The organism is Pseudomonas sp. NFACC25, from assembly GCF_900100935.1.
GTDB classification, from domain to species: domain Bacteria; phylum Pseudomonadota; class Gammaproteobacteria; order Pseudomonadales; family Pseudomonadaceae; genus Aquipseudomonas; species Aquipseudomonas marginalis.
This window is the reverse complement of the sequence record NZ_FMUC01000007.1, coordinates 210,833-234,927: the sequence shown is the minus strand read 5'-3', so window position 1 is coordinate 234,927 and position 24,095 is coordinate 210,833. Positions and strand designations below refer to the sequence as shown.

19 protein-coding genes are annotated in these 24,095 nt (G+C 61.6%); 15 read left to right on the top strand and 4 right to left on the bottom strand.

Annotated features, from left to right (window positions below; all coding sequences use genetic code 11):
- Positions 1 to 16 precede the first annotated feature (16 nt).
- Entirely contained in the window at positions 17 to 712 is a 696-nt protein-coding gene (locus tag BLQ09_RS17845; RefSeq protein WP_092358094.1) for a pirin family protein, read from the bottom strand.
- A gap of 218 nt (positions 713 to 930) precedes the next feature.
- Between BLQ09_RS17845 and BLQ09_RS17840 the strand changes: the two genes are divergently transcribed.
- Positions 931 to 3,378: a UvrD-helicase domain-containing protein gene (locus BLQ09_RS17840; protein ID WP_092358092.1), complete on the top strand. Its 2,448-nt coding sequence runs from the start codon at positions 931 to 933 to the stop codon at positions 3,376 to 3,378.
- An 81-nt stretch (positions 3,379 to 3,459) separates the two neighbouring features.
- Here the strand turns inward: BLQ09_RS17840 and BLQ09_RS17835 are convergent, their stop codons facing one another.
- A complete protein-coding gene (locus tag BLQ09_RS17835) occupies positions 3,460 to 3,732 on the bottom strand; it encodes a DUF1652 domain-containing protein (protein ID WP_027605770.1) in 273 nt (90 codons plus the stop codon).
- Positions 3,733 to 3,989: 257 nt separating this feature from the next.
- Here BLQ09_RS17835 and BLQ09_RS17830 point away from each other — a divergent pair, with 257 nt between their 5' ends.
- Genes BLQ09_RS17830 through BLQ09_RS17815 form a run of 4 tightly spaced genes read left to right on the top strand, consistent with a single transcriptional unit; the run spans position 3,990 to position 7,763 of the window.
- Complete coding sequence (locus tag BLQ09_RS17830; protein WP_092358090.1) at positions 3,990 to 4,799, top strand: helix-turn-helix transcriptional regulator; 810 nt, start codon at positions 3,990 to 3,992, stop codon at positions 4,797 to 4,799.
- A gap of 48 nt (positions 4,800 to 4,847) precedes the next feature.
- Positions 4,848 to 6,254, top strand: a complete 1,407-nt coding sequence (locus BLQ09_RS17825) for an NAD(P)/FAD-dependent oxidoreductase (protein ID WP_092358088.1) — start codon at positions 4,848 to 4,850, stop codon at positions 6,252 to 6,254.
- Between the two features lie 27 nt (positions 6,255 to 6,281).
- Positions 6,282 to 6,623, top strand: coding sequence for a cupin domain-containing protein (locus BLQ09_RS17820; protein ID WP_027605773.1), 342 nt, complete (start codon positions 6,282 to 6,284; stop codon positions 6,621 to 6,623).
- A gap of 60 nt (positions 6,624 to 6,683) precedes the next feature.
- On the top strand, positions 6,684 to 7,763 hold the full coding sequence (locus tag BLQ09_RS17815; RefSeq protein ID WP_092358086.1) for a polyamine ABC transporter substrate-binding protein: 1,080 nt from the start codon (positions 6,684 to 6,686) through the stop codon (positions 7,761 to 7,763).
- A 294-nt stretch (positions 7,764 to 8,057) separates the two neighbouring features.
- Here BLQ09_RS17815 and BLQ09_RS17810 read toward each other — a convergent pair whose 3' ends face one another.
- Positions 8,058 to 8,843, bottom strand: a complete 786-nt coding sequence (locus BLQ09_RS17810) for a helix-turn-helix transcriptional regulator (protein WP_092358084.1) — start codon at positions 8,841 to 8,843, stop codon at positions 8,058 to 8,060.
- Between the two features lie 199 nt (positions 8,844 to 9,042).
- Here BLQ09_RS17810 and BLQ09_RS17805 point away from each other — a divergent pair, with 199 nt between their 5' ends.
- From BLQ09_RS17805 to BLQ09_RS17770, 8 genes are all read left to right on the top strand, one after another.
- On the top strand, positions 9,043 to 10,407 hold the full coding sequence (locus BLQ09_RS17805; protein WP_092358082.1) for an APC family permease: 1,365 nt from the start codon (positions 9,043 to 9,045) through the stop codon (positions 10,405 to 10,407).
- A 9-nt stretch (positions 10,408 to 10,416) separates the two neighbouring features.
- Complete coding sequence (locus BLQ09_RS17800) at positions 10,417 to 11,520, top strand: DmpA family aminopeptidase (RefSeq protein WP_092358080.1); 1,104 nt, start codon at positions 10,417 to 10,419, stop codon at positions 11,518 to 11,520.
- Between the two features lie 367 nt (positions 11,521 to 11,887).
- Positions 11,888 to 13,321, top strand: a complete 1,434-nt coding sequence (locus tag BLQ09_RS17795; protein ID WP_092358078.1) for a serralysin family metalloprotease — start codon at positions 11,888 to 11,890, stop codon at positions 13,319 to 13,321.
- Between the two features lie 49 nt (positions 13,322 to 13,370).
- Positions 13,371 to 13,739 (top strand): AprI/Inh family metalloprotease inhibitor, encoded by a 369-nt coding sequence (locus BLQ09_RS17790; RefSeq protein ID WP_027605779.1) that lies wholly within the window; start codon positions 13,371 to 13,373, stop codon positions 13,737 to 13,739.
- A gap of 103 nt (positions 13,740 to 13,842) precedes the next feature.
- A complete protein-coding gene (locus BLQ09_RS17785) occupies positions 13,843 to 15,594 on the top strand; it encodes a type I secretion system permease/ATPase (protein WP_027605780.1) in 1,752 nt (583 codons plus the stop codon).
- Positions 15,591 to 16,904, top strand: a complete 1,314-nt coding sequence (locus BLQ09_RS17780) for an HlyD family type I secretion periplasmic adaptor subunit (RefSeq protein ID WP_027605781.1) — start codon at positions 15,591 to 15,593, stop codon at positions 16,902 to 16,904. Before BLQ09_RS17785 ends, BLQ09_RS17780 begins: the two co-directional genes overlap by 4 nt.
- A 2-nt stretch (positions 16,905 to 16,906) precedes the next feature.
- Positions 16,907 to 18,244: a TolC family outer membrane protein gene (locus tag BLQ09_RS17775; RefSeq protein ID WP_027605782.1), complete on the top strand. Its 1,338-nt coding sequence runs from the start codon at positions 16,907 to 16,909 to the stop codon at positions 18,242 to 18,244.
- 40 nt (positions 18,245 to 18,284) lie between these two features.
- Positions 18,285 to 19,709 (top strand): polyurethane esterase, encoded by a 1,425-nt coding sequence (locus tag BLQ09_RS17770; protein ID WP_027605783.1) that lies wholly within the window; start codon positions 18,285 to 18,287, stop codon positions 19,707 to 19,709.
- Positions 19,710 to 19,765: 56 nt separating this feature from the next.
- On the opposite strand, the gene BLQ09_RS17765 is transcribed toward BLQ09_RS17770, so the two are convergent.
- Positions 19,766 to 19,990, bottom strand: coding sequence for a YgdI/YgdR family lipoprotein (locus BLQ09_RS17765; protein ID WP_027605784.1), 225 nt, complete (start codon positions 19,988 to 19,990; stop codon positions 19,766 to 19,768).
- Between the two features lie 185 nt (positions 19,991 to 20,175).
- Here BLQ09_RS17765 and BLQ09_RS17760 point away from each other — a divergent pair, with 185 nt between their 5' ends.
- Together BLQ09_RS17760 and BLQ09_RS17755 are read left to right on the top strand one after the other, a co-directional pair.
- Complete coding sequence (locus BLQ09_RS17760) at positions 20,176 to 21,825, top strand: VRR-NUC domain-containing protein (protein ID WP_027605785.1); 1,650 nt, start codon at positions 20,176 to 20,178, stop codon at positions 21,823 to 21,825.
- The gene (locus tag BLQ09_RS17755; protein ID WP_027605786.1) at positions 21,822 to 24,074 is read left to right on the top strand and encodes an ATP-dependent DNA helicase; all 2,253 of its coding nucleotides are present in this window, start codon (positions 21,822 to 21,824) and stop codon (positions 24,072 to 24,074) included. The genes BLQ09_RS17760 and BLQ09_RS17755 overlap by 4 nt, the downstream gene beginning before the upstream one ends.
- Positions 24,075 to 24,095: the final 21 nt, after the last annotated feature.

Sequence of the window (24,095 nt, the reverse complement as noted above, 5' to 3'; positions counted from 1 at the left end):
CCTCCCACAGGGTTGATCAGGCCAGGTCGACCAACACGATCTCGCTGTCTTCAACCGCCGTCACCCGCAACACCTGCTCATTCTCAACCGCTACACCGTCTCGAGCGTGCGCACGCAAGCCGTTGACCTCAATCACGCCGGTCGCCGGCACCAGGTAAGCTCGACGGCCGCTGTCCAAGCGGTATTCCGCGCTTTCCCCGGCTTTCAGGTTCGCCGCTACCAGGCGGGCATCCGCGCGGATGCGCAGGCTCTCGCTGTCACCGGCCTTGCCACTGGCCAGGGTCACAAACCCTTCGCGATCACCTTTCGGAAACGGCTTGGCGCCCCAGGAGGGTGGCAGGCCGGCCTCGTTCGGGATGATCCAGATCTGGAAGATCTTGGTCGGCGTCGCTTCCAGGTTGTACTCGCTGTGGGCGATCCCCGTGCCTGCGCTCATTACCTGCACGTCACCGGCCTCGGTGCGGCCCTTGTTGCCCAGGTTGTCGGCGTGGCTGATCGCGCCTTCACGCACATAGGTAATGATCTCCATGTCGCGATGGGCGTGCTGCGGGAAGCCGGTGCCGGGGGCGATGATGTCGTCGTTCCAGACCCGCAGGTTGCCCCAGTGCATGCGCTTGGGGTCGTGGTATTCGGCAAATGAAAAGTGGTGATGGGCGTCAAGCCAGCCGTGGTGGGCGCCGCCCAGGGCGTTGAAAGGTCGTAGTTCAAGCATGATCGTCTCCTGTTGATGGCGCTATGATCCGTGAGCCCATGATCGATAAAAAGCGTAAAAAATGCCTGATTCCTATCAGCAGATTCGATGGGTAAACAGTGTTTTGACTTTCACTTCATCGCCTAACTGCATGACGGTAAAGCAATTGGCTGGAACTGAGCGCCGATTCCGGCGACCATGGTGCCCTTGTCAAAACCCAGCTCATCGCAGGAGTCCGCGTGCCGCAACACAAGCCTGATCTGCCCCCCGAACTGCGCCCACTGGCGGAAATGCCCCTACTCAAACGCCTCGCCGCACGCCTGTTTGGCCATGGCCTGACGCGTTTGCGCGCACAGCATCGGTTTTCCTGGTTGCACGGGCAGGCCGATGGTTTTCGCAGTGGTCACGAGGCCGGCGTGGAGTATGGCTATCGCGAGGGCAAGGCCGATGGCATCGAGGAGGGCCGACAAGTCCTGTTGATCCGCGACTTCCGTCCCGATGAGCACCGCGCGCCCGGCGTCGATGACAGCCTGTTCGACGATTGGCGGCTGCCCTTGACCGCCGACGTGAAGAAACGCATCAAGGCTGATGTGGCCCGGTTGCTGCCGGCCCATGCCCAGCCGAGCGCGGCGCAATGGAAGATGATCTTCAGCGACACGCCGTCAACCTCGGTGATCGCCGGTGCCGGCGCGGGTAAATCCACCTCGCTGGTGCTGCGTATTTTGCTGCTCACCCATTACCTGGGCTTCGAATTGAGCTCGATGACCGTGGTGACCTTCACCCGCGAGTCGCGCAAAGACTTCATCAACAAGCTCATGGACATTCTCACCCTGTGGGGCCAACCCATTGATATGAAAGAAGCCCAGGCGGTGGTACGGACCTTTCACTCGCGCATCCTGCCGATGGTCCGCAGCCTGCCGGGTTTTGAACGCCTGCAGGCGTTTGAAAACCTCAGTGCCGGTTTCGAAGACGCTGACAGCAACCCGTTCGACCTGCGCATCAGCGACGCCCAGCGCCAGCAGATGAATGCGTGCTACCACCAGTTGCAGGGGCGACATGCACGGTTTCGTGAACTGATTGCGCCACTGGCACGCCAGGGCCTGCAACTGCGCGAACTGGAGCGCGATCATCCGGATGTACAAAAGCGCATAGCCGTGACCGAACTGGCGGCCAAGCGCGATGAAGAACTCTGCGATGTGATCGAGGACCTGTGGTTTCGTGCCGGCGCCTGGCCGATCAAGGGGATTGAGCCCAGTCGCCAGCGCTTCGAAATCAATGGCGCGCAGTTCCATTGCCACGGCTATATCCCGGCGCTGGATGCGTGGGTAATGCTGGGCTTTGATCCCAGGGAAAATGCCCAGATCAGCCGGCCGAATTCGAAGCTGTCGGTCCGTGCAGAGTGGGCGGTAAAGCGCACCTTGTTTCAAGCTTTCTGTCGTAAGCCATTGATATGGCTTGATAGCTATGACGCATCAAAGCGTCTGTTAAGCAGCCTCGCCGGGGATGCCAGCGCGGGTCCCGGTTTTGATTACAAGGTCAAGGGCGAGCTGGTGTCGGCGCCGCTGCTGGACAGTTTCGTGATGGCCGCCGGCTTTATCGAGAACCTGGGGTTGGACGTGCCGACTGCCGTCGGCCAGATGAGCTTCGCCAAGGACGACCCGGACCGCTTCTTCTTCGAGGCCCTGAGCATCTTCTGGAAAGCCCTGGAAGATCACCTGCTGGATCAGTCGCCGCCGATCATGACCTATAACCGCATGTTCTCGCTGTTCGGCGAGAACACCCCGGAAAACCTCAAGCTCCTCAGCGATCCGCTGCTGCGGCCGATGTCGCACCTGATGATCGACGAATTCCAGGACGTATCGCCCCAGATCGTCTCGTGGATACGCGCCAGCCTGCGGGAAATCCGCAGTCGTGGGCCGGCGATGCATGTGGGCCGTGGCGCGCAACGTTCGTCCTTGCTGTGCGTGGGTGATGACTGGCAGTCGATCTACGGCTGGCGCGGCAGTTCGCCCAAGTACTTCATGGAATTCAACCAGCAATTCCCGGCGCCGAGCACTACCCGCGTCATGCTCGGCGAGAACTACCGCAGCCATCAGCACATCATCGACGCCGCCGAACATATCGTGCGCGCTGCGCCGGCAATCCCGGGAAAAAAGGCCAAGGCCAGCGGCACGCCAAAAGCCTTGGTGCCGGTCACGGTACTGGAGCGGGACGATGCGGCGTTGGGGCGGCAACTGCTGGAGCATTATCAAAGGGGCGATTCGATATTAATGCTGTATCGAAAAAGTAGCGATAAGCTACTGATTCAAGAGCATATTCAGTCGATTGTTAATGTTGATTCCAGCTTGCCTGCAGCGACGCGCAGGTTGAAGCAGCTGACGTACCACAGCGCCAAGGGCCTGCAGGCGGATACGGTGTTCCTGCTCGGGGATTGCCAGCATGTGACCAGCTCGCCCTACAAGAACCAGGTCTACCGCATGGCGGGCCTGGGTAAGGACGGGGACAGCGAACCCTATGACACTGCGCAAAAGGACGAAGTGCTGCGCCTGGCCTACGTCGGGATTACCCGGGCCGTGAGCCATTGCTACTGGTATGTGGAAAAACCCGAAGGCCAGGCGGTGAATGTGCCCAAGGCCTCGGAGCGGGTCGACGGCAAGAAAGCGTTTTTCGACGATCAGCGCCATTAGCAGGGGATAAATGCGATTCCAATGTGGGAGGGGGCTTGCTCCCTCCCACAGTTGAGCTTCTTTCTGTTGGCTGGGCCGGAATCAGGCCCTCAGCGACAACGGCGGCACAAACGACTCCAACTCATCCTCCACCGCCTCGATAATCCGCTCCACATCGGCAGCATTCATCACAGTGGCGCAGGGGATGCCGGCGATGGCAATCAGCGTCTCGCCGCTGGCCCGGTCGAACAGGCGGGCGACCATACTGCCGGGCGCATCCATGCTGCCCTCGAAGCCCATCGGATGAAAATGCCAGCGCATCAGCTGGCAGGCGTTGGGGAATGTCACTTTGTTCATGTTGCCCACCTTGTTCATTGAGCGCTTCCTTTAGCTCGCGGCAGGGGGCCAGGACCGTCACTGGTCGTGGCGTCGTAGGAGCTAAAAATAGCATTCGTTCGCAAGTACAAGGTGACTTTTTCTGCCCCGTTCGGCGGTTGTCAGCCATTCACTTGATGTGGGTCATCTCTTACTCACGACTGGGCACAATGCCACTAATGCGAAGTTCCAATTGGCCATTGTCGGCACTGACAAAATTCGGCAATCTCCGAGGTTTACCCGCCTCAGAGCCTTCCATGCCCGACATCGCGCCAGACGATGATTGCCATAACACCCATGCCACGCGTGAGCTGGTGCTGCGCCACCACCTGTGCTGGCGTCATCGCGACCTTGACGGCGTGATGTCCTACTACCACCCGGACATCCAGTACCACGACTTTTTCCAGAACCGTGTGGTCGGTTACGCCGAACTGCGTGAGTACCTGCAAGCCAGCATGCCCCGGGAAGCCGACGAGGCCATTGAACACACCGACCGCATCCGCGCCGATGGCGACACGGCATTCATCCAGTACCGCATCACCTTGCGCGGCGGCCAGGGGCTGGTGTCATTCCGTACCAGCGAAGCCATCACCGTCCGCGACGGGTTGATCTGGCGCGTCAATGAGTACGCGTCATTGGTGCATGAACAACCCTCTCAGGCCCAGCGCCCCAGCGTCAGCCGCCTGGGCCTGTCACCCCAGCAATTGGGGCATATGGCCAATGACTTGCAGCAGTACTTCGAGCGCAGGCAGCCGTATCTGGACCCGGAACTGGACCTGCAGCGCGTCGTCAAGGAATGCGGCTACAGCCGCAATCAGATTTCCTACCTGCTCAACCAGGTGCTGGGGCAAAGTTTCTACCGCTACGTCAACCAGGCTCGGCTCCAGCACCTGCTGGCCGCACTGGATACAGCACAACCGCCGATCAAGATCGACGACCTGGCCTTCGCCGCCGGTTTCAATTCGTTGTCGGCGTTCTACAGCGCCTTCCGCCAGCACACCGGCCAGTCGCCCAAGGCCTACGTCAAACAAATTTCCCTGCGTGCACGCGCGCAAGACAGCGAATAACCCGCAGTTCTAGGATCCCCCCATCGAAACGTGGTTGGGGAGCTTGGCATGCCGGCATGGCGCAACATCAGTTTATGGATGGACCAGTTGGATGACCCGCTGATAGCGCGGCCGTCCCTTGAGCATGACCTGGACGTCAATGTCGCCATTATCGGCGCCGGCTACACCGGCCTGTGGACGGCCTACTACCTCAAACGCCAGGCGCCTGAGCTGAAGATCGCGATTATCGAGGCGCAAACCGCCGGCTTCGGCGCCTCGGGTCGTAACGGCGGCTGGCTGATGGGCAATCTGCTGGGCGAAGACCGCCTGCTGGCCGGCCTTGCGCCTGAACAGCGCCGCGCCTCATTCGACCTGCTGCATGGCATTCCCGACGAAGTGGCCCAGGTCCTGGCCCGTGAAGGCATCGACTGCGATTACCGCAAAGGCGGCGCGCTGTACTGTGCCGCGCGCTATCCCGAACAGGAAGGCAGCCTGCGCGCTTACCTGGACAAACTCTACGCCCAAGGCCTGACCGAAGCCGACTACCGCTGGCTGAGCCCTCGACAGTTGGCTGAACAGATCCGCATCGCCAAGCCCTATGGCGGTATCCATGCCCCCCATGTCGCCACGATCAACCCGGCCAAGCTGGTGCGCGGCCTTGCGCGGGTGGTGGAGAACATGGGCGTGACGATTTATGAAAACAGTCCGGTCACCCACTGGCAGTCCGGCACTGTGCGCACCGCCAAGGCCCGTGTGCGCGCTGCCTGGGTGGTGCCGGCTGTCGAAGGTTATGCGAATACCTTGCCGCCCCTGGGCCGATACCAGTTGCCGGTGCAAAGCCTGATCGTTGCCACCGAACCGCTGCCCGCCGGCACCTGGGATGAAATCGGCCTGAGCCATGGCCAGGCCTTTGGCGAAAGTAGCCGCCAAGTCACCTATGGCCAGCGTACGGCGGATAACCGCCTGGTGTTCGGCGCCCGCGGCGGTTACCAGTTCGCCGGTAAATTGCGCCACAACTTTGATTTGACTGACAGCGAAGTGGCACTGCGCCGCTACCTGTTCGGCGAACTCTTCCCGCAGCTGAAAAAGGTGCGAATTACCCATTCCTGGGGCGGCAACCTCGGCATGTCGCGCCGTTTCCGCCCGCACATGCTCTGCGATCACAAGATCGGCATCGCCCTGGCCGGTGGTTACGGCGGGGAGGGCGTCGGCGCCACCAACCTGGGTGGCCGCACCCTGGCCGACCTGATCCTCGGTCGCGACACACCGCTGATCCACCAACCCTGGGTGATCCGCGAGCGTGGCCTGCACGCGCTCAAGGCCTGGGAGCCGGAGCCATGCCGCTGGCTTGGCTACAACGCGATCATTCGCAGTTTCGTCCATGAAGACCAGGTGCTGGCCAACCCCAACACAGCCCCTTGGCGCCGCAAGCTGGCGATCGGCATAGCCGGGTTCATGGAAGGTTTCATGCATTGAGCCGTTTCACCTACACGAGAAAACCCCATGAGCATCACTCAATTCAAAGACACGCTGCATGCCCACCTGCCGGACTCATCACCGGTGGCCGTGCCCCTGGGCGAGCCGATCGCCGTGGCCTCGACCTTGAGCGTTGAACGCAGCGACGGCGTCGAGACCGGTATCTGGGAATGCACCCCGGGCCGCTGGCGTCGGCAGATCACATCCCAGGAGTTCTGCCACTTTATCCAGGGTCGCTGCACCTTCACCCCTGACAACGGTGAAATCGTTCACATACAAGCCGGTGACGCACTGATGTTGCCGGCCAACAGCACCGGTATCTGGGACATCCAGGCAACCGTGCGCAAAACCTACGTACTGATTTTGTAACGCTTTGATCCTTGATCGCCTGCCATAAAAACAGCCCTAAAATCGCCAGGAAATCGAACCATGAAAGCCATTGCCCTGTTGCCCATGATGTTGGTGGCCGCTATCAGCCAGGCCGCCGAGACGGTGAAGATCTATAACTGGTCCAGCTATATCGCGCCGGACACCACGAAGAATTTCCAGAAACAAACCGGCATCGGTTTCAGCTACGACGTGTATGACAGCAACGAAACCCTCGACGGCAAGCTGATGACGGGTAACTCCGGCTACGACGTGGTGTTTCCGTCCAACCACTTCATGGCACGGCAGATCCAGGGCGGCGCCCTGAAGAAGCTCGACAAGAGTCAGTTGCCCAACTGGAAAAACCTCAACCCCGTCCTGCTCAAGGCCCTGGAAAACAACGATCCGGGTAATGCCCATGGCTTCCCGTACCTGTGGGGCAGTACCGGCATCGGTTACAACATCGACAAGGTCAAGGCGGTGCTGGGGGATAACGCACCGGTCGACTCCTGGGACCTGATCTTCAAGCCCGAGTACATGGAAAAGCTCAGCAAGTGCGGGGTAGCGATCCTCGACAACGGCCCGGAATTGCTGCCCATCGCCCTCAACTACCTGGGGCTGCCGCCCCACAGTAAAAACCCCGAGGACTACAAAAAGGCCGAGGCGCTGCTGATGAAAGTGCGCCCCTATGTGGCGTACTTCCACTCCTCGAAATACACCGGCGACCTGGCCAATGGCGACATCTGCGTGGCGGTCGGTTTCTCCGGCGACGTACTGCAAGCCGAAAGCCGCGCCAAGGAGGCCAAGAATGGGGTGAAGATCGGCTATGAGATTCCCAAGGAAGGCGCCGCAATCTGGTTCGACATGGTCGCCATGCCCGCCGATGCCCCCGATGAAAAGGCCGGCTACGCGTTCATGAACTACCTGCTGGAGCCCCAGGTGATGGCGGATATCACCAACTCCGTGCACTACGCCAACGGCAACCGTGCAGCGGATAGCCTGGTAGACCCTGAGATCAAGGCGGACACCAAGATCTACCCCAGCGACGAAATGATGGGCAAGTTATTCGCGCTGGAAGCGATGCCGCTGAATATCGACCGGATTCGCACGCGGGCGTGGAACACCATTCGCATGGGCCGCTGAAGAAGTCTGATGTGGGGGGAGGGCGAGCCCCCCATTAATCGGAGTCTTGCATAAACAATTTCAGGCGACCGTATTCTTGTGGTGAGCGGGCTTGTTCCGCGCTGGGGTGCGAAGCGCCCTTGATGAAGACGAATGCGGTGTATCAGGTATTCCTCTGCGCGTGGTTTTGGGGCTGCTGCGCAGCCCGACGCGGGACAAGCCCGCTCACCACAGGAGTCCCAGTTTGCTGGGCGACAGCGCCAGGTCGAAGAGAGTGTGGGACCTCCCACACTGGGTTTGAGTACACCCTGGGCTTCATGGGTTTTCCAGGTCATGCCCCAACGACTGGATAAACAATGAAAACAGTTCCGGCTGTGACGAAATGTCCAGCTTCGCGTACAGATGCCGGCGGTGCACCTTCACCGTGTCCGGCGAGATATGCAGGCGTTCGGCCATGGCCTTGGACGAGAACCCGCGCAGTACCAGGCGGGCGATTTCCAGTTCGCGGTCCGAAAGCACGCCGCAACCGAATTGGCTCAGTGCATCCCTGATCTGGCTGTCCATGGCCGGCACGCGCCGGGTGCTTTGTTGCCAATGCTGCTGCATCAACGGCAGCACCCAGGCGGCCAGCGTCGTCAGCAACCCGGTCTCCTCAACGCTGAATCGCCGCTGCATGCCCAGTGACAGCGACAACGTCCCCGCGCCCGGCAATTGCAGGATCAACTGCACCTCGTCTTCCAGAACGTTGTCGTGGAAGTAGCTGAGGAAATACTCGCTCTGGCGAAAATGGTCCGGCGCCACTTCCTCAAGGCGATACACACCGCTGGCATACCCCTCGCGACAGGCCTGGAAAAACGGATCGAGCAAATACAGGCCATTGAGGTACACCAGCATCGACGCCGGCTTGCTGCTCGGCTGGGCGTCGTACTCTTCCAGTGCCTGGGGCGCACCATCCACGGGGTAGAAGATCGCCAGCGCGTTATCGAAGGGCATGCACTGGTGCAGCAACAGCACCAGCTGTTTCCAGAAACGCTCGGTGCCGATGTGCGCAACGGTGCGGCCCAGGCCGGCGTGCATGCCGACTTCACGAAACAGGCTCATGTAGCAGGCTCCCGCCAGCAAAAGGTCGGCCAAGGGTTCGGCTTTTGCCGGGAGCCGTCAAGGGGAGTACGCCAATAGGGGAATTGGCTGGCATAAACCCCACGGTTACCTTTGGCATCATTCAGCGGGAAACATATCCCGTCACTTTCAGACCTTTCGTTTCTGCCTCACACCAAGAACAACGACAGAGGATAACGATATGAGCACTTCCCCCACGCCCGACGGCGTGCTGAAACCCACCCTGAGCGTCTTCGATGTGGTGGCCATTACCGTTTCGGCTGTGACCCCCGCCAGTTCCGTCTTCGTGATCGCGCCCTTTGCCATCCAGCAGGCCGGCAGCGGCGTGTTCCTGGCGTTCGTGATGGCAGGGCTGCTCGCGCTGATGTTCGCGTTTTGCTACGCCGAACTGGGCCGCGCCCATAACAGCGCCGGTGGCGAATATGTGTATGCCAAGCGCGTGTTCGGCGGCATGGCCGGCTACGCGACGTTCCTGACCGTGCTGGTGATGCTGTTGTTTATCCCGCCGGTATTGGCCACCGGTGCCGCCACCTACCTCAACAACGCGTTGGGTACGACATTCGACGCGCAAACCGTGGCCCTGGTGATCGTGGTGTGCAGCTACGCCCTGGGCATCCTGAATATCAAGCTCAACGCCTGGATCACCGGGACCTGCCTGCTGCTGGAAGTCGCGGCGTTGCTGGTGATCGTGTGCATCGGCTTCGGTAACCCGGTGCAGCCCGCCAGCGTGCTGTTTCAACCCCAGATCGTCGAAAACGGTGTATTGCACCTGGCGCCCTGGGCCCTGGTGATCGGCGCGGTAGGCATTGGCCTGTTTTCCTACAACGGTTACGGCCCCGCCGTGTTGCTGGCCGAAGACATGAAATGCGGGGGCAAGGGCGTACACAAGGCGGTGCTGTGGTCCCTGGGCCTGGTGGTGGTGATCGAGCTGGTGCCGATCACGGCGCTGCTGATCGGCGCGCCGTCGCTGAGTGCGATGATCAGCAGTCCGGACCCCATCGGCTACCTGCTCACCAGTCATGGCAATGAAACCCTGTCGCGCCTGGTCAGTGCGGGGATCTTCCTGTCGGTGTTCAACGCCATCGTCGCCATCGTTATCCAGATCGGCCGCGTGGTGTTCAGCAGCGGGCGCGATGCATTGTGGACGCCTACCATCAACAAGCTGTTCACCCGCATTCATCCGCGCTGGGATTCACCCTGGCTGGCCACGCTGTTCCTGGCGATCCCGTCGGCGTTGCTGAGCTTCAGCTCCAACCTGGCCGACCTCACCTCGTTCAGCGTATTGCTGATCATATTGGTGTACCTGGTGGTGGCGTTGAGCGCGCTGATGAGCCGCGTGCTGCTGCGCGACCGCGAGCATCCCTATCGCATGCCGCTGTGGCCGCTGCCGGCGTTGCTGGCTGCACTGGGCGCGGGTTACTTGCTGGTGACCTTGATCTACGCGGCGTCAGTACGCGACATCATGATCATCATCGGCTTGCTGGCCCTGTCGGTGATTCTGTATTGCATCAGCGGCCGGTCGAGTCCGGCCTTTCAAAAATTGTAAGGAGTGGTTATGCGTGCACGTCAATTGGGCATCACGTTGGGGCTGGGCACACCCGGTGAGTTGAATGCCATCACCGACGTTCCCGGGGTTCGGGTCGGTCACTGTACGCTCAAGACCCGCGTCGACGGTAAACAGGTGCGCACTGGCGTCAGCGTGGTCCAGCCCCGCGCCGGGGAAGCGCGGTTGCAGCCATGCTTTGCCGGGTATCACGTGCTGAACGGCAATGGCGACGCCACCGGCCTGGAATGGATCAGCGAGGCGGGCCTGTTGACCACGCCGCTGGCCATCACCAACACCCACAGCATCGGCATCGTGCGCGACACCTTGATTGCCCTGGAGCGCGAGCGCCTGGCGGACCCGGCGGTGTACTGGTGCATGCCGGTGGTGATGGAAACCTACGACGGCCTGCTCAACGACATCTGGGGCCAGCACGTCACCCCCGAGCATGTGCGCCAGGCGCTGGAGAGCGCCGAACGCGGCCCCGTGCAAGAAGGCGCCGTGGGCGGTGGGACGGGGATGATCTGCCATGAATTCAAGGGCGGTATCGGCAGCGCTTCGCGGCGCTTGCCGGCAGAGCAGGGCGGCTGGACCGTCGGCGTGCTGGTCCAGGCCAACCATGGCAAGCGCCAGGAACTGCGGGTCGACGGTTATCCGGTGGGCCGCTGCTTGATGGACATCCCGTCACCCTTCGCCGAACGAGGCACGCCGGGCATGGGCTCGATCGTGGTGATCATCGCCACGGATGCGCCCCTGCTGCCGCACCAATGCCAGCGCCTGGCACAACGCGCGTCTATCGGCATCGCACGCACCGGCGGCGGCACCGAGGACTCCAGCGGTGATCTGTTCCTGGCCTTCGCCACCGGCAACCAGGATCTGCCGCCAGCAGACTACGCGCGCAAAGGCCTGCCGTTGAGCAGCACCTTGCAGATGGTGAATAACGATCATATTTCCCCGCTGTTCAGCGCTGCGGCGGAGGCGGTGGAGGAGGCGATCATCAACGCGATCCTGGCGGGCGAAGACATGGTGACCGACGACGGTATACAGGTGCCGGGCTTGAAAGGCGAAACGTTGTTACGGGCATTGCACGACACGGGCTGGCGCGGGTCCCGATAATGGAGGGCTGGCGCCGATATATAAATATAAACAGTGGCCGTTTAATGTCGCTAATGACACCGTGACAATACAATGGATCCAATTATCAAGTACGCCGTTCAACTTGAGCGGCTTTAGCGCTATTTAATATTTAAATAATCCTCCGCTGTCTTTTGTCGGACAACAGCAACGTTGCCCAACAGATACGGCGCCTAACTTGGAATGCATGTTTGTTGCCCGATTTTCATGCTGGAAAAGATGTAGACGAAAGATTTCAAGTTGTGTCAGTTTCGTGACGCCTTCAAAAGAGGCGAGTGATAGGACGATCTCGCCCACGGGATTCCTATCGACCCAAGACTGATGCATTTGCAAACAAGGAAGTACGTTTATGTCAAAAGCAAAAGACAAGGCTATCGTGTCAGCGGCGCAAGCCAGCACCGCTTACTCGCAAATCGATAGCTTCAGCCATCTGTATGACCGTGGCGGCAACCTCACGATCAATGGCAAACCCTCCTACACCGTTGACCAGGCGGCCACCCAGCTGCTGCGCGACGGCGCCGCGTACCGGGACTTTGACGGCAACGGCAAGATCGACCTGACCTACACCTTCCTGACCTCGGCGTCCTCGAGCACCATGAACAAACATGGCATCTCGGGCTTCAGCCAGTTCAACGCCCAGCAGAAAGCACAGGCCGCCCTGGCCATGCAATCCTGGTCGGACGTGGCCAACGTCACCTTCACCGAGAAAGCCAGCGGCGGTGACGGCCACATGACATTCGGCAACTACAGCAGCGGCCAGGACGGCGCGGCAGCCTTCGCCTACCTGCCCGGCACCGGTGCAGGCTACGACGGCACCTCGTGGTACCTGACCAACAACAGCTACACGCCGAACAAGACCCCGGACCTGAACAACTACGGCCGGCAGACCCTGACCCACGAAATCGGGCACACCCTGGGCCTGGCTCACCCTGGCGACTACAACGCCGGCGAAGGCGCCCCGACCTACAACGACGCGACCTATGGACAGGACACGCGCGGCTACAGCCTCATGAGTTACTGGAGCGAGAGCAACACCAACCAGAACTTCAGTAAAGGCGGGGTAGAAGCCTATGCCTCCGGCCCGCTGATCGACGACATCGCCGCGATCCAGAAGCTCTACGGTGCCAACTACAACACCCGCGCCGGCGACACCACCTACGGGTTCAACTCCAACACCGGGCGTGATTTCCTCAGCGCCACTTCCAACGCCGACAAGCTGGTGTTCTCGGTCTGGGACGGTGGCGGCAATGACACCCTGGACTTCTCCGGCTTCACCCAGAACCAGAAGATCAACCTCAATGAGGCCTCGTTCTCCGACGTTGGCGGCCTGGTGGGCAACGTCTCCATCGCCAAGGGCGTGACCATCGAGAACGCGTTCGGCGGTGCGGGCAACGACCTGATCATCGGCAACAACGCGGCCAACGTGATCAAGGGTGGGGCCGGCAACGACCTCATCTACGGTGGCGGCGGCGCGGATCAACTGTGGGGCGGCGCGGGCAACGACACGTTTGTGTTCGGCGCCAGTTCCGATTCCAAACCAGGGGCGGCGGACAAGATCTTTGACTTCACCTCGGGCTCCGACAAGATCGACCTCAGCGGCATCACCAAAGGGGCCGGCCTGACCTTCGTCAATGCCTTCACCGGGCATGCCGGCGATGCGGTATTGACCTACGCGGCAGGTACCAACCTGGGCACCCTGGCCGTCGACTTCTCCGGGCACGGCGTGGCGGATTTCCTCGTCACCACCGTCGGCCAGGCAGCGGTCAGCGACATCGTGGCATGATGCACGGGCGCGGCGCGCAAGCGCCGCGCCTCCAGGCTGGAGCGTACAGATGCAGCGTTTTTACAATGTGATCGCCTGCGTGTTGCAGGTGATGTTCGTGTCGGCAGGAGCCCACGCAATGGCGAGCAGTCTTGTTTTACCCACCAGCGCCCAACTGGCCGGGCATTGGCAGTTGCACCAGCAGGATCAGGTGTGTGCACTGGACCTGCTCGAGCAGGCCAATGCCCTGGGCGGCGATGTGGCCTGTGTGGCGCAGTGGCTGGGGGACAAGCCCCTGACCTGGTCGCCCACACCCGACGGTATCTGGCTGTTCAATGCCGAAGGCAGCGGGATCACCCATTTGAATCGTCAGAAAGACGGTGAGTACCAGGCACGGACGAAGTCCGGCACCGTGGTTGAATTAAAACGAGTGCCTTAGTTGTTGTTATAAGCCTATAACTCGATTTCATTAGTTGAGCGGCCTCTATCGCGGAGGACGGCAAACTTATGCGCGTAATTTGATTCAAGGAAGATCAGAACCTATGGCCAGGCCCCATGCGGTTGCGCCTTTATTCAAGGCGCTGGGTGAATACAAGAGCATCTTGATCAGCGTCGGTTGTTTTACCGCGTTGATTAACCTGTTGATGCTTGTGCCGTCGATCTACATGCTGCAAGTGTATGACCGTGTGCTCTCCTCGCAGAATGAAACCACCCTGGTGATGTTGACCCTGATGGTGGTGGGCTTCTTTGCCTTTATTGGCCTGCTCGAAGTCATCCGCAGTTTTATCGTGATCCGCATCGGCAGTCAGTTGGAGCGGCGTTTCAACTTGCGCGTGTACAAGGCCGCGTTCGAGCGCAACCTGCAACGCGGCCAGGGGCATGCCGGGCAATCCCTGGGTGACTTGACCCATATCCGCCAATTCATCACCGGGCCGGCGCTGTTCGCGTTCTTCGATGCGCCGTGGTTTCCCATCTACCTGTTGGTGATTTTCCTTTTCAACGTCTGGCTCGGGGTGTTGGCCACCGCCGGCGCAGTGCTGTTGATCGGCCTTGCGTGCCTCAACGAATACCTGACGAAGAAGCCATTGGGCGAGGCCAGTGGCTTCTCCCAGCAGTCGACGCAGCTGGCCACCAGCCATTTGCACAACGCCGAAACCATCCAGGCCATGGGCATGCTCGGCGCGTTGCGCCACCGCTGGTTTGCTGTGCATTCGCAGTTCCTGGGTTTGCAGAACAGAGCCAGTGATACCGGCTCGGTGATCACCTCGTTGAGCAAATCCCTGCGCCTGTGCCTGCAATCCCTGGTGCTGGGCCTGGGCGCGCTGCTGGTGATCAAGGGCGACATGACCGCCGGGATGATGATCGCGGGCTCGATCCTGATGGGCCGTGTACTCAGCCCCATCGACCAGTTGATTGCGGTATGGAAACAATGGAGTTCGGCCAAGCTGGCCTATCAGCGGCTGGACGAACTGCTGCGCGAGTTCCCGCCGGAAGTGGAGCAGATGAAATTGCCCGCACCCAAGGGCCAGGTCAGCTTCGAACAGGTCAGCGCGGGGCCGCCCGGGCGGCGGATGCCCACCTTGCATCAGGTCAGCTTCACCCTTGGCGCCGGCGAAGTGCTCGGCGTGCTTGGTGCCTCCGGCTCCGGCAAATCCACCCTGGCCCGCGTGCTGGTGGGCGTGTGGCCGACCCTGGCCGGCACCGTGCGCCTGGACGGTGCGGACATTCACCGCTGGGACCGCGACGACCTCGGCCCGCACATCGGCTACCTGCCCCAGGACATCGAACTGTTCAGCGGCAGCATCGCCGACAACATCGCACGTTTTCGCGAGGCCGACCCCGAGTTGGTAGTGAAAGCTGCGCAGCAAGCCGGCGTGCATGAATTGATCCTGCGCCTGCCCCACGGTTATGACACGGTCCTCGGCGATAACGGCGGTGGTCTGTCCGGCGGCCAGAAACAACGCGTAGCCCTGGCACGTGCGCTGTACGGCGGGCCGCGCTTGATCGTCCTGGATGAGCCCAACTCCAACCTCGACACCGTCGGCGAAGCCGCGCTGGCCAGCGCCATTGTGCAGATGAAGGCCCAGGGCAGCAGTGTGGTACTGGTGACCCATCGTTCTTCGGCCTTGGCCCAGGCCGATAAATTGCTGGTGCTCAACGAAGGGCGTTTGCAGGCATTCGGGCCGAGCCAGGACGTGCTGCGAGCGTTATCGGGCCAGCAGGAAGCACCGAAGGAAAAACCCGGTGTGAGTTTCAGCCGTCAGTATCAAGCCGGAAGGAATCCAGGCGCATGAGCCGTATCACTGTTGAACCACGTTTCAAAGAGCGCGACGCCCGGTTCTTTGCGCGCATGGGCTGGCTGCTGACCGTGGTCGGTGCCGGTGGCTTTTTCCTCTGGGCCAGCCTGGCGCCCCTGGACCAGGGCATCCCGGTGCAGGGCACGGTGGTGGTGTCGGGCAAACGCAAGGCGGTGCAAACCTTCAGCCCCGGCGTGGTCAGTCGGATCCTGGTCAAGGAGGGTGAGCTTGTGAAGCAAGGCCAGCCGCTGTTCCGTCTCGACCAGACCCAGCACCAGGCCGACGTGCAGTCCCTGCAGGCGCAGTACCGCATGGCCTGGGCCAGCGTCGCGCGGTGGCAGAGCGAGCGTGACAATCAATCCGCTATCACCTTTCCCGCCGAGCTGAGCAGCAACCCCGACCCGGCACTGGCGTTGGTCCTGGAAGGCCAGCGCCAATTGTTCAGCAGCCGTCGCGAAGCCTTTGCCCGTGAACAGGCGGGCATCCGTGCGAATATCGAGGGCGCCACCGCGCAGCTCAACGGCATGCGCCGCGCCCGCAGCGACCTGACCGCCCAGGCCCAGTCCCTGCGCGACCAACTGAGCAACCTGCAACCCCTGGCCGACAACGGCTATATCCCGCGCAACCGGCTGATGGAGTACCAACGCCAGCTGTCCCAGGTGCAACAGGACCTGGCGCAGAACACCGGCGAAAGCGGCCGGGTGGAGCAGGGCATCCTTGAATCGCGCCTGAAATTGCAGCAGCACAGTGAGGAATACCAGAAGGACGTGCGCAGCCAGTTGGCCGACGCGCAATTGCGCAGCCTGACCCTCGAGCAGCAGCTCACCTCGGCCGGCTTCGATCTGCAACACAGCGAGATCAACGCACCGGCCGACGGCATTGCGGTCAACCTCAGCGTGCACACCGAAGGCGCCGTGGTGCGTGCCGGTGAAACCCTGTTGGAAATCGTGCCCCAGGGCACGCGCCTGGAAGTGGAAGGGCATTTGCCGGTGCACCTGGTGGACAAGGTCGGCACGCACCTGCCGGTGGATATCCTGTTCACCGCCTTCAACCAGAGCCGCACCCCGCGTGTGCCGGGGGAGGTCAGCCTGATTTCCGCCGACCAGATGCTCGACGAAAAAACCGGCGCGCCGTATTACGTGCTGCGCACCACCGTCAGCGAGGCGGCGCTGGAGACCCTCCACGGCCTGGTGATCAAGCCGGGCATGCCCGCCGAGATGTTCGTACGCACCGGCGAACGTTCCTTGCTCAATTACCTGTTCAAGCCGCTGCTCGACCGCGCCGGCTCCGCGTTGACCGAGGAATGAGCATGAAAGCTGTGTTCATCGCCTTGCTGTGCACCTGCGTCCATGCCCAGGCCGCCATGGGCCCGTTCGATGTGTACGAGCAGGCCTTGCGTAACGATCCGGTGTTTCTCGGTGCGATCAAGGAGCGCGACGCCGGCCTGGAAAACCGCACCATCGGCCGCGCAGGCCTGCTGCCCAAGCTGTCGTATAACTACAACAAGGGCCGCAACAACTCCCAGGCCACCTTGCCCGACGGGCGCGGCGGCAATTACCACGACGACCGCAACTACAACAGCTACGGCTCGACCTTCAGCCTGCAACAGCCGCTGTTCGACTATGAGGCATACGCCAACTACCGCAAGGGCGTGGCCCAGGCGCTGTTCGCCGATGAAAGCTTTCGCGACAAGAGCCAGGCGCTGCTGGTGCGGGTGCTGAGCTATTACACCCAGGCGCTGTTTGCCCAGGACCAGATCGACATCGCACGGGCCAAGAAGAAGGCCTTCGAGCAGCAGTTCCAGCAGAACCGGCACCTGTTCCAGCAGGGCGAGGGCACCCGCACCGATATCCTCGAAGCCGAGTCGCGCTATGAACTGGCCACCGCCGAAGAGATCCAGGCGCTGGACGAACAGGATGCCTCGCTTAGAGAACTGGGCGCGCTGATCGGTGTGCAAAGCGTCAACATCGACGACCTCGCCCCGTTGAACGAAGGCTTCGCCGCGTTCACCTTGACCCCAGCGAACTACGACACCTGGCATGAACTGGCGATCAGCAACAACCCCACGCTGGCGTCCCAGCGCCATGCCCTGGAAGTCGCCCGTTATGAAGTGGAGCGTAACCGCGCCGGGCACCTGCCCAAGGTCACTGCGTATGCCAGTTCGCGCCAGCAGGAGTCCGACAGCGGCAACACCTACAACCAGCGCTACGACACCAACACGATCGGCGTCGAAGTGAGCCTGCCGTTGTATGCCGGTGGCGGCATCTCTGCGTCCACCCGCCAGGCCAGCCGCGCCATGGAACAGGCCGAGTACGAACTGGAAGGCAAGACCCGCGAGACCCTGATCGAACTGCGTCGGCAGTTCAGCGCGTGCCTGTCGGGCGTGAGCAAACTGCGCGCCTATCAAAAGGCCCTGGCCTCCGCAGAAGCGCTGGTGGTGTCGACCCAGCAGAGCATCCTCGGTGGCGAGCGGGTCAACCTCGATGCGCTGAACGCCGAGCAACAGCTCTACAGCACGCGGCGCGACCTGGCCCAGGCGCGTTACGACTACCTGATGGCCTGGACCAAACTGCATTACTACGCCGGCAACCTGCGCGACACCGACCTGGCCAAGGTGGATGAGGCGTTCGGGCCGGCACCGCATTAATTGACTTTCTCGACAATTCCAACAACAGAGAGGCAATACCATGGGTGTGTTCGACTATAAAAACCTCGGGGCCGAGGGCTCCAAAGCGTTGTTCGCCGATGCCATGGCGATCACGCTGTATACCTACCACAACCTGGATAACGGCTTTGCCGTGGGCTACCAGCACAACGGCCTGGGGCTCGGTTTGCCCGCCACGCTGGTGGGTGCACTGCTGGGCAGCACCGATTCCCAGGGCGTGATTCCCGGCATTCCCTGGAACCCGGATTCGGAGAAAGCCGCCTTGGAGGCCGTGCAACAAGCCGGTTGGACGCCCATCAGCGCCAGCACCCTGGGCTATACCGGCAAGGTCGACGCCCGCGGCACGTTCTTCGGCGAAAAAGCCGGATACACCACGGCCCAGGTCGAGGTGCTGGGCAAGTACGATGACGCCGGCAAGCTGCTGGAAATCGGTATCGGTTTTCGCGGTACGTCGGGCCCTCGGGAAACGCTGGTCAGCGACTCCATTGGCGATCTGGTCAGCGATCTGCTCGCGGCCTTGGGGCCCAAGGATTACGCCAAGAACTACGCCGGCGAAGCCTTTGGCGGCCTGCTCAAGAACGTCGCCGACTACGCCAGTGCCCACGGCCTCAGCGGCCACGACGTGGTGGTCAGCGGCCACAGCCTGGGCGGCCTGGCGGTCAACAGCATGGCCGACTTGAGCAGCAGCAAATGGGCAGGTTTCTACCAGGACGCCAACTACCTGGCCTACGCCTCGCCGACCCAGAGCGCCGGCGACAAGGTGCTGAATATCGGCTACGAAAACGACCCGGTATTCCGGGCGCTGGACGGCTCATCCTTCAATTGGTCGTCGTTGGGCGTGCATGACAAACCCCATGAATCGACCACCGACAATATCGTCAGCTTCAACGACCACTACGCTTCGACGCTGTGGAATGTGCTGCCGTTTTCCATCACCAACCTGCCGACCTGGATCTCCCATTTGCCTACGGGGTATGGCGACGGGATGACGCGCATCCTCGAGTCCGGGTTCTATGGGCAGATGAGCCGCGACTCGACGATTATCGTCGCCAACCTGTCCGACCCGGCACGCGCCACCACCTGGGTGCAGGACCTCAACCGCAATGCCGAACCGCACAAGGGCGATACCTACATCATTGGCAGCGACGGCAATGACCTGATCCAGGGCGGCAAGGGCGCGGACTTTATCGAGGGCGGCAAGGGCAATGACACGATCCGCGACAGCAGCGGGCATAACACCTTTTTGTTCAGCGGGCCGTTTGGCCAGGACCGGATTATCGGCTATCAAGCAACGGACAAGCTGGTGTTCAGGGACGTTGACGGGAGTGCGGATTACCGTGATCACGCCAAGGTCGTGGGCGGGGATACGGTGATCAGTTTTGGCGCGGACTCGGTGACGTTGGTGGGGGTAGTTGGCTTGTCGGGGGAGGGGATTGTGATCGGTTAAAACGGTGGGAGGGGGCGAGCCCTCTCCCACATTTGATCAGTGCGGGCCGCTGGAAATCAGTCTTCCTTGCGCACCGTGGCCACATCGTCGGCTTTGACGCGGATGCGCTTGCCGGCGATATCGGTGAACTCATAAAACCCGTCGGCCGTCTTGGTTTTTGGAGAGTCCTTGGTCAAATACTGCGTGCCATTTTGCAGCGTCACTACGGTTTGCGTCGCGCAACCGGCCAATACCAGAAAAGTGAGTGCAACCAGCGGCAGCCCCAAATTCTTCATGTTCATAACCCTTACCTTTAACCCTGAAAAATCCCACGCCAGGGACGCGGGCGACAAATGTTACGCCATCGACTCCCCATCTGATCATTTTTATGCAAAAAGTTGCGTGTGCCATTTATCTATTACCGATTGCAACACCGCATTTACGACGGCACTCTGTATGCATAACCAGTATTCGACCAATGCGTACCATGGCCAATCCCCTCGAAAACCCGCTCTATTACCTGCATAACTTCCGCCAGGTCCTGCATTGGCTGGGGCAACGCTATGCCGATCTGCTCGACCCTGACGAACAGCATTTCATTCAGCAATTCGACAGGTTGCCGCAAGCCTCCCAGGCGCTGTTGGTGCGCATGGTGATGCGCAAGGGCGTGCATTTTCGCGCGGGCAAGCTGCACTACGTGGAGATCGGTTGCCCCCATGCCGCTGCCGCGCCTTTGCGGGAATTGGGATGGGTGGACGACAACCATCTTCTGGCATTTGAAGCATTATTCGCCTTGCTGCAAAAAGGCGAGATCCTCAGCACCTTCGCCCCCTGGATCGGCCAGCCCAAGGGCAAGAAGGTCGATTGGCTGGAAGGGTTGGCGGCGCAGTTCACCGACACGCGCCGTTTCGCCGACTGGTGCCCGGACCTCGCCGACACGCTGTACAGCCTCACCGTGATGGAGTTATGCGACCGCCTGCGGCTGATGTTTTTCGGCAACCTGCACCAGGACTGGTCCGAGTTCGTGCTCGCCGACCTGGGCATCTACACCTATGAAAAAGTCGAGTTCTGCGCCGAATCGCGGGGGTTGCGCAGTCGCGCCGACGTGCACGGTTTTCTGTTCCTGCACCAATGCCAGCAGGCGTTTGAACGCGGTGAGGCGCTGGCGCAGGTGCTGGCTGAAGTGGCCACGCTGAACACCGACAACCCCTGGCTGGAAAAGCGCCGGGCCAAGCTGTTGTTCCAGCTCGGCCAGTATTGCGAGCGCAGTGCCGAGTTGGACCTGGCGCAGCAGATCTACCGCACCTGCGCCTACCCCGGCGCCCGCGCGCGGCTGATTCGCGTGCTGGAGCGCCAGGAGGATTACGCCCAGGCCATGGCCCTGGCAAGCGTCGCGCAACAGGCACCGGAAAGTGCCGCCGAACAGCAACACCTGTTGCGCGTGATGCCCCGCCTGCGCCGCAAGCTGGGCGAACCCCGGCTGCCGACGCTCAAATCCCGCGAAGTCACGCGCCTGGACCTGGAACTTGCGCTACCGGAACCGTTGATGTCGGTGGAGTACTGTGTCCAGGCTCACCTGAGCGCACCTGATGCACCGGTGCACTACGTCGAGAACGGCCTGATCAATTCGCTGTTCGGCCTGCTGTGCTGGGATGCGATCTTCGCGCCGCTGCCGGGGGCGTTTTTCCACCCGTTCCAGCGTGGGCCGGCGGACCTGCACAGCGAAGACTTCCACGCGCGCCGCGTCCCCCTGTTTGACGCGTGTTTTGCGCAACTGCAGGACGGGCGCTACACGACCACCATCCGCCAACGCTACCTCGATAAATGGGGGATCCAGTCGCCCTTTGTGTTCTGGAACCTGCTCAGTGAAGACCTGCTGGAACAAGCCTTGGCCTGCCTGCCGGCTGAACACCTGCGCTACTGGTTCGAACGATTGCTGCTGGACATCCGCGCCAACCGTGCCGGCATGCCGGACCTGATCCAGTTCTGGCCGGCGCAGAAGACCTACCGCATGATCGAGGTCAAGGGCCCTGGCGACCGCCTGCAGGACAACCAGTTGCGTTGGCTGGAGTTCTGCGGCGAATACCAGATGCCCGTCACCGTCTGCTACGTACGCTGGGCGGAGCAACCCGCTTGAGCTACAGCGTAGCCGTGCGGGCGCTGTGCGAGTTCACCGCCAAGGTGGGCGACCTGGACCTGCGCTTTACCCCGTCGCCCAGCGCCCAGGAAGGCATAGCGGGCCATCGCACCGTCGCGTCGCGGCGCAGCGCGCACTACCAGAACGAAGTGGCCCTTGAAGGTGACTACCAGCAGCTCAAGGTGCGGGGCAGGGCGGACGGCTATGACCCGGACGCCAACCGCCTGGAAGAAGTGAAGACCTATCGCGGCGACCTGGCTGCCCAGCCCGCCAACCACCGGCAACTGCATTGGGCCCAGGCCAAGGTGTACGGCTGGTTGATGTGCCAGAAGCTGGGCCTTACGGAAATCAACCTGGCGCTGGTGTACTTCGATATCGTCGGCGAAGGCGAGACCCTGCTCGATCAACGTTTCCAGGCGGACGAGCTGCAAGCGTTCTTCAATCAGCAATGTGCACTGTTTCTCGGCTGGGCCCGCCAGGAAATGCAGCACCGCGAAGCGCGCGACGCTGCGGCGCAGACCTTGCGTTTTCCCCATGCCGATTTTCGCCCCGGCCAACGCACTCTGGCCGAGTCGGTGTACAAGGCTGTCAGCACCGGCCGTTGCCTGATGGCCCAGGCGCCCACGGGCATCGGCAAGACCATCGGCACGATCTTCCCGCTGCTCAAGGCCCTGGCGCCCCAGCAACTGGACAAGGTGTTTTTCCTTACCGCCAAGACCCCCGGTCGCAAACTCGCCCTCGATGCCGCCACGGTGCTGCATGCCAGCAGCGACCTGCCCCTGCGCGTTCTCGAACTGGTGGCGCGGGACAAGGCCTGCGAACACCTGGACAAAGCCTGCCACGGCGACGCCTGCTCGTTGGCCAAAGGCTTCTACGACCGCCTGCCCGCCGCACGCATCGCCGCGTCCAAGGTGCGCCTGCTCGACCAGCGCAACCTGCGCGATGTCGCCCTCGCTCACGGGGTATGCCCTTATTACCTGAGCCAGGAAATGGCGCGCTGGGCCGACCTGGTGGTCGCCGACTACAACTACTATTTCGACTTCGGCGCCATGCTCTTTGGCCTGGCCCAACTCAACCAATGGCGCGCTGCGGTGCTGGTGGACGAAGCCCACAATCTGGTCGAACGCGCCCGTTCGATGTACAGCGCCAGCCTCGACCAGTACAGCCTCAAGACCCTGCGCGACACCGCGCCCGAGCCGCTGAAGAAACCCCTGCAGCGCCTCAACCGTGAATGGAACGCCTTGCACAAGGACCAGCTCGCGCCGTACCAGGCCTACACCGTGCGCCCGGACAAACTGCTTCAGGCCCTGAGCCTGTGCACCAGCGCCCTGGGCGATTACTTCAACGACCACCCCGAAGCCCTCAGCGGTGACCTGCAAGCCTTCTACTTCGAAGCCCTGCAATTTACCAAGGTCGCCGAGCTGTTCAACGAGCACTTTATCTTCGACATCAGCAAGCGCCAGCTCGGCGGCAAACGCAGCAGTTCGACCCTGTGCCTGCGCAACGTGGTGCCTGCCGAATTCATCCGGCCGCGCTTGACGGCGGCCCGCAGCAGCGTGTTGTTTTCCGCCACCTTGAGCCCTCGCCACTATTACGCCGACCTGCTGGGATTGCCAGCGGACACCGCCTGGGTCGACGTGGAATCGCCGTTCAAGGCCGAACAACTGCACGTGCGCATCGTCGACGACATCTCCACCCGCTTCGTGCATCGCCAAGCCTCCCTGGCGCCGATTGTCGAGCTGATCGCCCGCCAGTTCGCCCGGCAACCGGGCAACTACCTGGCGTTTTTTTCAAGCTTTGATTACCTCCAACAGGTGGCGCAACTGCTCGCCGAAACACACCCGCAGATCCCGCTGTGGCAACAGTCGCGGGGCATGGCCGAGGCCGAACGCCAAGGCTTTCTCGATCAATTCACCGAGCACAGCCAAGGCGTCGGCTTTGCCGTGCTGGGCGGCGCGTTCGGTGAAGGCATCGACTTGCCGGGCACACGCCTGATCGGCGCATTTATCGCCACCCTGGGATTGCCGCAACTCAACCCGGTCAACGAGCAGATAAAACTGCGCATGGCGGCGATTTTTGGCGCAGGGTACGACTACACCTACCTGTACCCCGGCATCCAAAAGGTTGTGCAGGCGGCGGGGAGGGTGATCCGCAGCCAGCACGACCGGGGTGTGGTGATGTTGATGGATGATCGGTTCGGGGAGGCGCGGGTCCGCCAGTTGTTGCCGGAATGGTGGACGGTTTATTGAGCTATTCCTGCCATCAATAAT